Source organism: Phenylobacterium sp., assembly GCF_030679875.1.
Lineage (GTDB): Bacteria > Pseudomonadota > Alphaproteobacteria > Caulobacterales > Caulobacteraceae > Phenylobacterium.
This window is the reverse complement of record NZ_JAUXSP010000002.1, coordinates 140,736-152,352: the sequence shown is the minus strand read 5'-3', so window position 1 is coordinate 152,352 and position 11,617 is coordinate 140,736. Positions and strand designations below refer to the sequence as shown.

13 protein-coding genes are annotated in these 11,617 nt (G+C 68.5%); 8 read left to right on the top strand and 5 right to left on the bottom strand.

Features of this window, described 5'->3' with window-relative positions; all coding sequences use genetic code 11:
• Positions 1-9: 9 nt before the first annotated feature.
• The gene (locus tag Q8K84_RS01150; protein WP_305279762.1) at positions 10-207 is read right to left on the bottom strand and encodes a hypothetical protein; all 198 of its coding nucleotides are present in this window, start codon (positions 205-207) and stop codon (positions 10-12) included.
• A gap of 219 nt (positions 208-426) precedes the next feature.
• On the opposite strand from Q8K84_RS01150, the gene folP reads away from it, so the two are divergent.
• Positions 427-1,221 (top strand): dihydropteroate synthase, encoded by a 795-nt coding sequence (gene folP, locus Q8K84_RS01145; RefSeq protein ID WP_305280031.1) that lies wholly within the window; start codon positions 427-429, stop codon positions 1,219-1,221.
• A 4-nt stretch (positions 1,222-1,225) separates the two neighbouring features.
• Here the strand turns inward: folP and Q8K84_RS01140 are convergent, their stop codons facing one another.
• A complete protein-coding gene (locus Q8K84_RS01140; RefSeq protein WP_305279759.1) occupies positions 1,226-2,008 on the bottom strand; it encodes an SDR family oxidoreductase in 783 nt (260 codons plus the stop codon).
• Between the two features lie 83 nt (positions 2,009-2,091).
• Here Q8K84_RS01140 and thiD point away from each other — a divergent pair, with 83 nt between their 5' ends.
• The 3 genes from thiD (at position 2,092) to Q8K84_RS01125 (ending at position 4,372) form a co-directional block, all read left to right on the top strand.
• A complete protein-coding gene (gene thiD, locus Q8K84_RS01135; protein ID WP_305279757.1) occupies positions 2,092-2,901 on the top strand; it encodes a bifunctional hydroxymethylpyrimidine kinase/phosphomethylpyrimidine kinase in 810 nt (269 codons plus the stop codon).
• Complete coding sequence (locus Q8K84_RS01130) at positions 2,898-3,479, top strand: nucleotidyltransferase family protein (RefSeq protein WP_305279755.1); 582 nt, start codon at positions 2,898-2,900, stop codon at positions 3,477-3,479. The genes thiD and Q8K84_RS01130 overlap by 4 nt, the downstream gene beginning before the upstream one ends.
• 80 nt (positions 3,480-3,559) lie before the next feature.
• Positions 3,560-4,372: a PhzF family phenazine biosynthesis protein gene (locus Q8K84_RS01125; RefSeq protein WP_305279753.1), complete on the top strand. Its 813-nt coding sequence runs from the start codon at positions 3,560-3,562 to the stop codon at positions 4,370-4,372.
• A gap of 60 nt (positions 4,373-4,432) precedes the next feature.
• Here the strand turns inward: Q8K84_RS01125 and Q8K84_RS01120 are convergent, their stop codons facing one another.
• Complete coding sequence (locus Q8K84_RS01120) at positions 4,433-4,921, bottom strand: hypothetical protein (RefSeq protein ID WP_305279751.1); 489 nt, start codon at positions 4,919-4,921, stop codon at positions 4,433-4,435.
• Positions 4,922-5,050: 129 nt separating this feature from the next.
• Positions 5,051-7,000: an ATP-binding protein gene (locus Q8K84_RS01115; RefSeq protein WP_305279749.1), complete on the bottom strand. Its 1,950-nt coding sequence runs from the start codon at positions 6,998-7,000 to the stop codon at positions 5,051-5,053.
• Positions 7,001-7,190: 190 nt separating this feature from the next.
• Here Q8K84_RS01115 and Q8K84_RS01110 point away from each other — a divergent pair, with 190 nt between their 5' ends.
• From Q8K84_RS01110 to serA, 4 genes are all read left to right on the top strand, one after another.
• The gene (locus Q8K84_RS01110) at positions 7,191-7,523 is read left to right on the top strand and encodes a hypothetical protein (RefSeq protein ID WP_305279747.1); all 333 of its coding nucleotides are present in this window, start codon (positions 7,191-7,193) and stop codon (positions 7,521-7,523) included.
• A 51-nt stretch (positions 7,524-7,574) separates the two neighbouring features.
• Positions 7,575-8,042, top strand: a complete 468-nt coding sequence (locus Q8K84_RS01105) for a hypothetical protein (RefSeq protein WP_305279745.1) — start codon at positions 7,575-7,577, stop codon at positions 8,040-8,042.
• 98 nt (positions 8,043-8,140) lie between these two features.
• Entirely contained in the window at positions 8,141-9,325 is a 1,185-nt protein-coding gene (locus Q8K84_RS01100) for a phosphoserine transaminase (protein ID WP_305279743.1), read from the top strand.
• Between the two features lie 105 nt (positions 9,326-9,430).
• Positions 9,431-11,008 (top strand): phosphoglycerate dehydrogenase, encoded by a 1,578-nt coding sequence (serA, locus tag Q8K84_RS01095; RefSeq protein WP_305279741.1) that lies wholly within the window; start codon positions 9,431-9,433, stop codon positions 11,006-11,008.
• 141 nt (positions 11,009-11,149) lie between these two features.
• On the opposite strand, the gene Q8K84_RS01090 is transcribed toward serA, so the two are convergent.
• A complete protein-coding gene (locus Q8K84_RS01090; RefSeq protein ID WP_305279739.1) occupies positions 11,150-11,473 on the bottom strand; it encodes a hypothetical protein in 324 nt (107 codons plus the stop codon).
• Between the last annotated feature and the right edge of the window lie 144 nt (positions 11,474-11,617).

Genomic DNA, 11,617 nt, shown 5'->3' with positions numbered 1-11,617 from the left:
GCGGAGCTCTCAGCTCGGTTCCAGGCGCCGCGCCGCCTCGGCCACCACCTGCCGGCCCCAGCTGGTCAGGTCCGAGCGCTGGAGTTTCTCCAGGGCGGCCCCGTGGGCCTCCCCCCCAAAGCGACGGCGCAGATAAGCCGCCTCTTCTTCCGCCTCAGCCTGCAGACGCTTGCGGCGCCGCAGATGGCGTATCGGGTTGATAATCACGGGCGTGCATCCCAGGTTCGCGGTTGGCCATCCCTCCTGTCATCCTAGGACCAAGGTGTGACAGACTTCCGGCGCCCGATGTGAGCAGTCGCAGCATTTCATGCCGGGCGCCCTCGCGATTGGCGCCTGGAGCCCTTGTGGGGTAACCGATTGAGCGCTGAGCGCCTGCAAGAGGAATGGAGCGTCGCCCTGACCCGCTCGCCGCAACGGCCCGCCATCATGGGCATTCTCAACCTGACCCCTGACAGCTTCTCAGACGGCGGCCGCTATCTGGCGCTCGACGCCGCCGTGGCCCAGGGCCGACGGCTGATCGCCCAAGGGGCCGACATCCTCGACCTGGGGGGCGAGTCCACCCGCCCTGGCGCGGCGCCGGTGTCGGCGCAGGCGGAGATCGCCCGGGTCGCGCCCGTCATCGCCGCCCTGGCGCGGGACGGCGCCCCGCCGCTCTCGGTGGACACCATGAAGCCTGAGGTCGCCAGGGCGGCGATGGCCGCTGGCGCGACCATCTGGAACGATGTCACCGCCCTGCGCTATGCCCCGGACGCCCCCGACGTAGCCGCCGAGCTGGGCTGCCAGATGGTGCTGATGCACATGCAGGGCGAGCCGCGCACCATGCAGGCCGCCCCACACTATGAGGACGTGACCGCCGAGGTCTGCGCCTTCCTGGTCGGGCGGGCGGAAGCCGCCCTGGCCGCAGGGGTGGCGCGGGATAAGATCTGGCTCGATCCGGGGATCGGGTTCGGCAAGACCCTGGATCACAACCTGACCCTGCTGGCGCGGCTGGACGCCGTCTGCGCCCTCGGGTTCCCAGTCCTGCTGGGGGCCAGCCGCAAGCGGTTCATCGCCACCCTCCACCCGGCCGCCGAAGCGCCCGACGCCCGCGCGCCGGGCTCTATCGCTGCGGCCCTGGCAGGCGCCGCGGCCGGCGTCGCCGCCGTCCGGGTGCATGATGTGGGCGAGACCGCCCAGGCCCTGGACGTCTGGTCAGCCATACGGGCCGCGGGCTCAGCCTAAGCCCCTAGCCACGGCCGACGAACGGCATCTGGGTGGCCATGACGGTCATGAACTGGACATTGGCCTCCAGCGGCAGGCCCGCCATGAAGACCACCGCCTGGGCTACGGCGTCGACATCCATCATCGGTTCAGGTTTCAGGGTCCCGTCGGCCTGGGGGACGCCGCCTGCCATGGCCGCGGTCATTTCGGTGGCGGCGTTGCCGATATCGATCTGGCCGCAGGCGATGTCATAGGCCCGGCCATCCAGGCTGGCGGACTTCGTCAGGCCGGTGATCGCATGCTTGGTGGCGGTATAGGCCGCCGATCGCGGCCGGGGCGCGTGGGCCGAGATCGAGCCGTTGTTGATGATACGCCCGCCGCGCGGATCCTGCGCCTTCATCAGGCGAAAGGCGCCCTGGGTGCAGAGAAACGCGCCGGTGAGGTTCACATCCACCACGCGGCGCCAGGCCTTCAGGGACAGCTCCTCCAGGGGAACCGGCGGCGCGCCCGTGCCGGCATTGTTGAACAACAGGTCCAGCCGGCCGAACCTCGCCTGCACCGCAGCGAACAGCGCCGCCACCTGATCCTCATCGGAGACATCGGCGGGGTGGACCAGCACATCGCCCGGCGGCAGGGCCGCGGCCGTGGCCTCCAGCGCCTCACGGCGCCGACCCGTGAGGGCGAGCTTGAAGCCGGCCCCGTGCAGGGCCACCGCGCAGGCCCGGCCGATCCCGGAGCCGGCCCCGGTGATCAGGGCGATCCTAGCGAGCGGTGTCTGGGCAAGCTGTGTCTGGGCAAGCTGTGTCATGGGTCGAGCCTCGCCCGGCGGCGGCCTGTGGGCAAGCCCATCGGCCCCCTCGTCAGCGGCCCGCGGATATGGAAGAAGCGGCCATGACCAGTTCAGCTCTTCCCCTCGGCCGGGTCCTGATCATCGCGGGCTCAGATTCCGGCGGCGGCGCCGGCATCCAGGCCGACCTCAAGACCGTCCTGGCCCTGGGCGGTTACGGCGCCACGGCGATCACCGCCGTCACGGTGCAGAACACCCTGGGAGTCACCGGCGTCCACCCGATCCCCATCGACATCGTCCAGGCCCAGGCCCGGGCCGTGCTGAGCGACATCGGCGCCGACGCCATCAAGACCGGCATGCTGGGCGATGTGGCCATGGTCGAGACGGTCGCAGCCCTGCTCGACGAGGCCCGCCCCATTCCCGTGGTCATTGACCCGGTGATGGTCGCCAAGGGCGGGGCGGCCCTGCTGGCGCAGGACGCCATCGCCGCGGTCCGCAGCCTGATGATCCCCCGCGCCACCCTCCTGACCCCCAATGCCCCCGAAGCCGCCGCGCTCACCGGACTGTCGGTGGAAAACTTCGACGACCAGCGCCGGGCCGGGGAGGCTCTGTTGAGCCTCGGCGCCAGGGCGGTGCTGATGAAGGGCGGCCATGTGAGCGGCGACCGCGTGGTGGACCTGCTGATGACGCCTGCCGGCGAGACCGTCTTCGAGACCGACCGGCAGGACACCCGCCACACCCATGGCACCGGCTGCACGCTCGCCTCGGCCTGCGCGACGGGTCTCGCCCAGGGACTGGACCTGTCGACCGCCGTGGCCCAGGCCTGGGCCTATGTGCAGGAAGCCATGGCCAGCGCCCCGGGCCTCGGCCAGGGGCATGGCCCCCTGGACCATGGCTGGACCCTTCGCCGATGAGCGCGGACGAGGGTGATCTTGAGGGGCGTCTCGCGGAGATCCTCCGCGCCGCCCCGAGCCTGATGGGGGTCATGGAGACCGCCCGGGATCTCGCCTTGCCTGACTGGATGATCTTCTCCGGGGCCATCTATCAGAAGGCGGTCAATCACCTGACCGGGCGCGACGCGGACTACGGCCTGAAGGACTATGACCTCGGCTATTTCGACGCGGGCGACCTGAGCTATGAGGCCGAGGACCTCGTCATCCGTCGGGCGGCCGCGGCCTATCCCCCGCCCCTGGACACCCTGGTGGAGGTGCGCAACCAGGCCCGGGTGCATCTGTGGTTTGAAGACCGGTTCGGCGAGCCCTACGCCCCCTTGACCTCCAGCGCCGAGGCGCTGAGCCGGTTCACGACCACCATGTTCGCCGTGGGCGCGCGGCTGGAGCCGGACGGGACCTTGCGCCTCTTCGCCCCCTTTGGCCTCGCCGACCTGTTCGCCCTGCGGCTGGTTCCCAACCCGCTGCGCCAGACCCAGGGCTTCGCCCGCACCGCCGCCGCCGCCCAGGCGCGATGGCCTGAACTCACCCTACAGACCTGAAGACGGGGGCAAGCCCTGCCTTGCTGACGCGGCGTACAGGGCATAACTGAGCGGGACAATTCCAGCCTGCGAGCCCTTCCATGCGCCAGTGGACCATCGACGCCTTCGCCTCGTCTCCCTTCCGGGGCAATCCGGCCTGTGTGGTCGAGCCCTTCGACGCCTGGCCGGCGGACGAATGGATGCAGGCCCTGGCGGCGGAGAACAACCAGGCCGAGACCGCCTTTCTGCGGCGCACGGACGACGACTCCCGCTTTGGCCTGCGCTGGTTCACGCCGGCCATGGAAGTGCCCCTCTGTGGCCACGCCACCCTGGCCAGCGCCCATATGCTGTTCGCAGAGCTCGGCCTTGCGACGCCGGCTGTGACCTTCGACACTCAGTCTGGCCCGCTGAACGTGACGCGGGAGGGCGCCGCCTACGCCATGGATTTTCCAGCCGCCCCCGTCCACCGCGTGGAGACCCCGCCCGGCCTCGCCGAGGCCTTGGGGGTCGAACCCCAGGCGGTCTGGGCCGGGCCGTTCCTGGTGGCGATCCTGAAGGACGAGGCCGCGGTGCGCGCGACGAATCCTGATCTGGCGGCCCTCAAGGCCGTGTCCAGCGCCGCGACCCAGGGGCGGGGCAATGTGGGGGTCAGCGCCCTGGCCGACAATGATGCCGACTATCGGGTGGTCAGCCGCTTCTTCGCGCCGGGATCAGGAATTTCGGAGGACCCCACCACAGGCTCCCTCCACTGCATGCTGAGTCCGATTTTCGCCGGGATGCTCGGCCGGCCGCGGCTCGACTTTCACCAGGCCTATCCGGGCCGGGGCGGCGACCTGGACTGCGAGCTTGTCGGAGACCGGGTGATCCTGCGCGGCCATGCGGTCAGCGTCATCGAGAGCCGGCTAAGGTTGTAGGCCCACAGGGAACGGGCCGGCGCTCTCGCGCCGGCCCGCCGAACCCTTGTTCAGCGGCGTTTAGCGGCGCGGGCCATGGCCGTACCCTTGGCCATAGCCTTGGCCTTGGCCTTGGCCATAGCCGTGCCCGTAGCGGCGGTCGGCGTCGCGCATCGCATAGCGGATCCGGTTGCTCAGGCCGTCCATTCGACGGTCGAGGTCAGACATCTCCCAACGGGTCAGTCCGCCCTGGCGGTAGCGGGCCTCCAGGTGCTGAAGATTGCGGAACTCCGCGCGGAGCTGGAACCCCTCGCGACGCGACAGGGCGCCGTTTCGCAGGCCGAACTCGATCTGGCGCTCAAGGGCGGCCTGCCGCTGATTGATCGAGATCCAGGCCGGCGCCCGGACAGGCCCGCGGTCCGGGCCATACTGCTGGCCGCCATGATGGGGCGCGCCATAGGCCGGAGCGTGGTTCGGGGGGCCGTAGCCGCCGGGGGCGGCCGAGGCGGCGCTGGCGAGACCGGCGGTCAGGGCGGCGCCGGCGGTCAGGGCGATCAGCAGGGATTTCATGGGCTAACTCCTCGTTGCAGGTCAGCCGCGATCGGCGGCGTTGAGGAGAGAAGGCCATGGTGGCGCTGACCGCTGTCTGAGCGGCAGGTTGTCCGCCGTTCACGTCCGCCGTTCACGTCCGACGGGCGATCAGGCGACCTGGGCGGCGGTTTGGGCGGCGGCCTCTTCAGCCCGGCCCATCACCGTACAGATAGTCTCATAGAGTTTGGCGATCTCGATGGGCTTGGCTACATGGTCGTCCATGCCCGCTGCAAGATATTCGCTGACCTGGTGGGACAGCGCGTTGGCGGTCAGGGCGACAATCGGGATACGCGGCCGCTGGGTCAGGGCCTCCTGGGCCCGGATCTCCCGGGCCGCGGCTATGCCGTCCATCAGCGGCATCTGTATATCCATCAGGATCATGTCATAGGCGCCGTCGGCCCAGGCGGCCACGGCGGCCACGCCATCGCCGACGATCTCCACCTCTAGGCCCAGGGAACCCATCACCGCCGCCAGCACCTGTTGGTTGGTGGGGTTATCCTCGGCGGCGAGAATCCGCATGGGACGGCCCTCGCCCTCTTCGAGGACGCGCTCGCCTGGGGTGTCGTCCAGATCGGCAGGCGCCTCGACGGCGGCCTTTGCGGCGTCAAGCGGCGTCGAAGAGAGCGCCTGGCCCCGGCTGAGCGGCAGGCGCACCTCAAACAGCGAGCCCTCACCCTCGCGACTACGGGCGTGGATTTCGCCACCCATCATCTGGGTCAGCTCGCGGCAGATGGACAGGCCAAGGCCCGTCCCCCCGAAGCGCCGGGTGGCGGTTGAGTCGGCCTGGGTGAACTTTTCGAACAGTTGCGGCAGCTTGCCCGCCGGCACGCCGACGCCGGTGTCGTGAACGGTCAGGATCAGGCCGCCTAGGGGATCGGCGAGAAAGCGCGCCGACACCGAGCCGGTGAGCGTGAACTTGACCGCATTGGACAGGAGATTGCCCAGGATCTGTCGGATCCGGTTGGGATCGCCCCGCCACAGGCCCCGGGCGCTGTCGTCAATCTCCACGGAAAAGGCCAGGCCCCGGCTCTCGGCCATGACGCCGTAACTGGCCCGGGCGGTGGCCGCCACGGTCTCCAGGTCGAAGTCCTCCTCGACCAGGGTCAGCTTGCCAGCCTCGATCTTGGAGATATCGAGCACGTCATTGATGACGGTGAGCAGCAGGCCGCCGGACTGTCGGATCACCTCGAGCCGACTCCGCTGGGCGGCCGGCAGGCGGTCCATGGCCATCACATCGGCCATGGCCAGGACCCCATTCAGGGGCGTGCGGATCTCATGGCTCATATTGGCCAGGAACTGGGACTTGAGCACATTGGCGGCGTTGGCCGCATCCCGGGCCTCCACCAGCTCGTCCAGGGTCTTGTTCAGGTCCTGCTCGCGAGCGTCCAGCCGGGCCAGCAGATGGTTGAAACTCACCGCCAGACTGCCGAACAGATCGTCCCGGGCGGTCAGGCTGATCGGGGTGAATCGACCGCTGGCCGCCACCTGGCGCATGGCTTCGGACAGGCCCTGCACCGGGGCGATCACCTGACCGGCCAAGCTTCTCGACAGGAACAGGGCGACGCCGACGCCACCGAAAAAGAGCGCGCCCGTCAGGGCGGCGAATTGCGGCAGCATCCCCATCAGCTCCGGCGGCCGGGCCTGAACGCTGAGTTCACCGATCAGCTGGCCCTCCCAGCTCAGCCGGTGAGACACCGCCAGGATTGAGGCGGGCGCCTCGCCTGGGCCGGTGAACTGGGCCAGCACCCCGCCGGCGGCGTCGGTGAGGCGGACGCTGGAAATTCGGGGATCGCGGCTGAGGGCGCCGACGGCCGCACCAGCGGCGTCCAGGTCGCCGCGGGCCACAGCCGGGGCGGCGAGGTCGGCGGTGACCACCGCCAGGGCCTGGTAGCTTGAGCGCGCCTGCTCCCGGGCCACGGCCCATTGCTGGAGCATGAAGGTGGCGCAGGCCGCCAGCAGAACCACCACCGTCGTGACCAGCGCCACGCCGGCGATCTTCGCATGGAAGGTCGCCTCGTGCCGGGCGCCGGCAGGGTCGGAGGGTCGGTCCTGGACCAAGATCGGGGCGAGCTCCTGGAAGGGTTGGACGCCCGTCTTAGCGGGATAGTCCTAATCATTCGCTTCCGCCTGCTCGCCTCACAGGCGAACGCAACCTCTGCGTGAACTTGTCACAGTTGCAAGGGGAGACCGGCGTTAACTTTTGGTTTAGCTTGTTAACATTCCGTTAACCCCCAGGAGGGATGCCCCCATGGAAAAGGCGTTTGTAGCCCAACGCGTCGCCAACAAGCTGTTTTCGACCGAAGAGTCGGTTGATGCGGCCCTGGTTGAGGCCACCGAGCTGATGACCGAGATGCTTAAGGCCCGTAAGGACGTGGGCGTCTCCACCGTGTTCGGCGACGACGCCGCCGCGAAGCTGGTCGAGGCGATCAAGGCGCTGGGCGAAGCCCGCACCGCCATGGTCGGCGTGCATAGCGAACTGAACGAGGCCAAGCTGCGCCTCGGCATCCGCACCAAGCTGTTCGGCCCCGACAAGCCGCAGGAGCCCGTTCGCGCCGCTCCGATGATGCGCGACGTCGGCTGATTGCAATAGTTTAACTTCGTTGCGCCTCTAATCGTGGTTAGAGGCGCAACGATGTCTTCCGAAACGACCTACATCGCTGTCTGGATTTTGCTGTGGGCGCTCCTTCTGGTGGTGAGCGCCTACGCCTATCTCCGTGGCGGACGCCCCGAGCGGAGCGGCGCCATTGTCGTTTTCGTGGTCACGCTGGCCAGCGCCATCGGCGATTTCGCCATGCCAGATAATGCGTTCCTCATCGCGCGGCTGATTGCAGAGGGCGTGGCCGCCGTCGGGTTTCTCCTCATCGCCATCCGCTACGGGAGCGTATGGATCGGCGGCGTCATGTTGCTTCAGGCCGCCCAATTTTCTCTGCACGCCATCTACTTCGTGACGGCGCGGAGCCACGACACCCCTTATGTGATCGTCAACAATTTGAACTTCCTGGGCATTCTCGCCTGCCTGACGGCCGGGACCCTGGCCGCCAGCCGGCGGCGGCGACGCGCCGAGGCCGGGGTCAATTCGGCCCCTCCTCAGGCGGTCTGAGAGGAATTTCAGCAAAAAACCGCTTGTCCTGACCCGCAAATGGGCGTTTGTGCGCGGCGGGCCACGCCCTCCCAACGGGGCGCTGCTCATCTGCAAGGATGGGAGACATCGCAGTGACTGACCATACCAAGCCCGCCATGCGGCCGGCTCGCCCCGAATTTTCGTCCGGCCCGTGCGCCAAGCGCCCCGGATGGGCCCCTGAAAATCTCACCAACGCCGTCCTCGGACGCTCGCACCGCTCCAAGCTGGGCAAGGCGCGGCTGAAGGACGCCATCGACCGGACCCGGCAGGTGCTGCAGGTCCCCGACGACTTCCTGATCGGCATTGTCCCCGGCTCCGACACCGGCGCGGTGGAAATGGCCATGTGGTCCATGCTGGGCGCCCGCCCGGTGCAGCTGCTGGCTTTCGAGAGCTTCGGCAAGGACTGGGTCACCGACGTGACCAAGCAGCTGAAGATCGAGGCTGAAGTGCTGTCGGCCCCCTATGGCGAGCTGCCGGACCTGACCAGGGTGCGCAAGGACGCCGACCTGGTCTTCACCTGGAACGGCACCACCTCGGGCGTCCGCGTGCCCAATGGCGACTTCATCGCTGATGACCGCGAAGGCGTCACCATCTGCGACGCCACCAGCGCGGCGTTTGCGCAAGCCCTGCCGTGGGCCAAGCTCGATGTGGTCACCTTCTCCTGGCAGAAGGCGCTCGGCGGCGAGGCCGCCCATGGCGTCCTGATCCTGTCGCCCCGCGCCGTCGCCCGCCTGGAAAGCTATACGCCGGCCTGGCCGATGCCCAAGCTGTTCCGCATGACCAAGGGCGGCAAGGTGAACCTCGAAATCTTCGAGGGCGCCACCATCAACACGCCCTCCATGCTCTGCGTGGAAGACGCCATCGACGCCCTGAAATGGGCCGAGCGCATCGGCGGCCTGGCTGAGATGCAGCGCCGGGCCGACGCCAATCTGGACGCGCTGGCCCGCTGGGTCGCCAAGACGCCTTGGGTCGAGTTTCTGGCCGCCGATCCCGCCCAGCGCTCCAACACCTCGGTCTGCCTGAAGGTGGTCGACCCCCGGGTCACGGCCCTCAATGAGGCGGCTCAGGCCGACTTCGCCAAGAAGCTGGCCTCGGTCCTGGAAAAGGAAGCCGTGGCGCTGGACATCGGGGGCTATCGCGACGCCCCTCCGGGCCTACGCATCTGGTGCGGCGCCACGGTGGAGACCTCCGACCTGGAGGCCCTGACCCCCTGGCTCGACTGGGCCTTCGAGTCCCTGGCCGCCGATCTTCAGGCCGCCTGAGCCCAACCGACGTGTTTTAGGGAGGCGCGCGCCCTGCGCCTCCCCTTACCCAACATCACCGCCTCGCCGCGATCGGCAGGCGCGCAGACGAGAAAGACTACGCCCATGCCCCGCGTTCTCATCGCTGACAAGCTGAGCCCCGCCGCCATCGAGATCTTCAAGCAGCGCGGCGTCGACGCCGACGTAAAGACCGGCCTGTCCAAGGACGAGCTGCTGAAGATCATCGGCGACTATGACGGTCTGGCCGTCCGCTCGGCCACCAAGGCCGACAAGGACGTCATCGCTGCGGCGAAAAACATGAAGGTCATTGGCCGGGCTGGCATCGGGGTCGACAATGTCGACATCCCCGCGGCCACCGCCGCCGGCATCGTGGTGATGAACACCCCGTTCGGCAACTCGATCACCACGGCCGAGCACGCCATCGCCATGATGTTCGCCCTGGCCCGCCAGCTGCCCGCGGCCGACGTCTCCACCCAGGCCGGCAAGTGGGAGAAGAACCGCTTCATGGGCGTGGAGGTCTACGCCAAGACCCTGGGCCTGATCGGGGCGGGCAATATCGGCTCCATCGTCGCCGACCGGGCGCTCGGCCTGAAGATGAAGGTGGTGGCCTACGACCCCTTCCTGTCGCCGGAACGCGCCGTCGAGCTGGGCGTGGAGAAGGTGGAACTGGACGAGCTGCTGGCCCGGGCCGACTTCATCACCCTGCACACCCCGCTGACCGACAAGACCCGCAACATCCTGTCGGCCGAGAATCTGGCCAAGGCCAAGAAGGGCGTGAAGATCATCAACTGCGCCCGGGGCGGCCTGGTGGACGAAACCGCCCTGCGCAAGCTGCTGGACGAAGGTCACATCGGCGGCGCGGCCTTTGACGTCTTCGTCGAGGAGCCGGCCAAGGCCAATGTCCTGTTCGGGGCCGAGAACTTCATCGCCACCCCGCACCTGGGCGCCTCGACCAACGAGGCCCAGGAGAATGTCGCCCTGCAGGTGGCTGAACAGATGAGCGACTATCTGCTCACCGGCGCGGTCACCAATGCGCTGAACTCACCCTCGGTCACCGCCGAAGAGGCCCCGCGCCTGGCGCCCTTCATCGCCCTGGCCGGCAAGCTCGGCGTCTTCGCCGGCCAGATGGTCGACTATGGGGTGGCGGCCATCGACATCGCCTATGAGGGCGAGGTCTCCAAGCTGAACGCCAAGCCGCTGACCGCCGCGGCCCTGGCCGGCGTCCTGCGGCCCATGCTGGGCGACGCGGTCAACATGGTCTCGGCCCCGGCCGTGGCCAAGGAGCGCGGCATCACGCTCTCGGAATCCCACCAGGAAGACTCGCCCATCTATGAGAGCCTGATCCGCATCACCGTCACCACCGAGAAGGGCAAGCGCTCCTTCGCGGGCTCGGTCCTGGCCGGTACGCCGCGGGTGGTGGAGGTCAAGGGGATGGACCTGGACGCGCCCTTCGGCCCGACCATGCTCTATGTGAACAACGAGGATAAGCCGGGCTTCATCGGCGCGCTGGGCATCATGCTGGCCGAGGCGGGCGTGAACATCGCCACCTTCAACCTGGGCCGCGTCTCGGCCGGTGACGACGCCATCGCCCTGGTCGGCGTCGACCAGGTCCCCAGCGAGGCCCTGATGACCAACATCCAGGCCCTGCCCCACGTCAAGGAAGCCCGCACCCTGCGCTTCTGAGCAGACGCCTCTCTGCCGTCACCCTCGGACTTGATCCGAGGGTCCATGCACTCAGGGCCCTAAAGCCGGTGTGCATGGATGGTCGGGTCAGGCCCGACCGTGACGGAGTTTGGGGGATGGCTGGCCAGCCGCCGCCCCCCCTCAGGTGGAGGGCAGGGCGTAGATTTCGCAGCCGGAACCGCCGCCGCAGTCGGTCTGGTTGATTTCGCCGCCACCGGAGCGGCGACGGCTCTGGGCGACCCACTCACTCTTGGGTTTGCACACCTTCTGGGTCGACAGCCGCGAGCCGGGGATCTCCACCCGCCGGCAAATCACCGGATCGGGCTGCGGCGCCGGCGCAACCTCGCCATCGACATCGACGCCAGCCACCTCAGCGGCGGCCCCTGGCTGTAGCGGCGTTTCCTGGGCTGCCGCCGGACCAACCAGCAGGATCGCCGCCAGGGCGGTAAGCAGGATATGGCGCATGAGCCTCAATGTCCCATCAAGCTATGGCGTCAGACTTGACCAAGCATGATCAGGTGGACAAGCGAAATGTCCTCATCACACCCGCACATGAGGCGTCGCGCCCCTGTTTCGGGCGGCGGTCTGTGCTAATGCGCCGCCCACGGA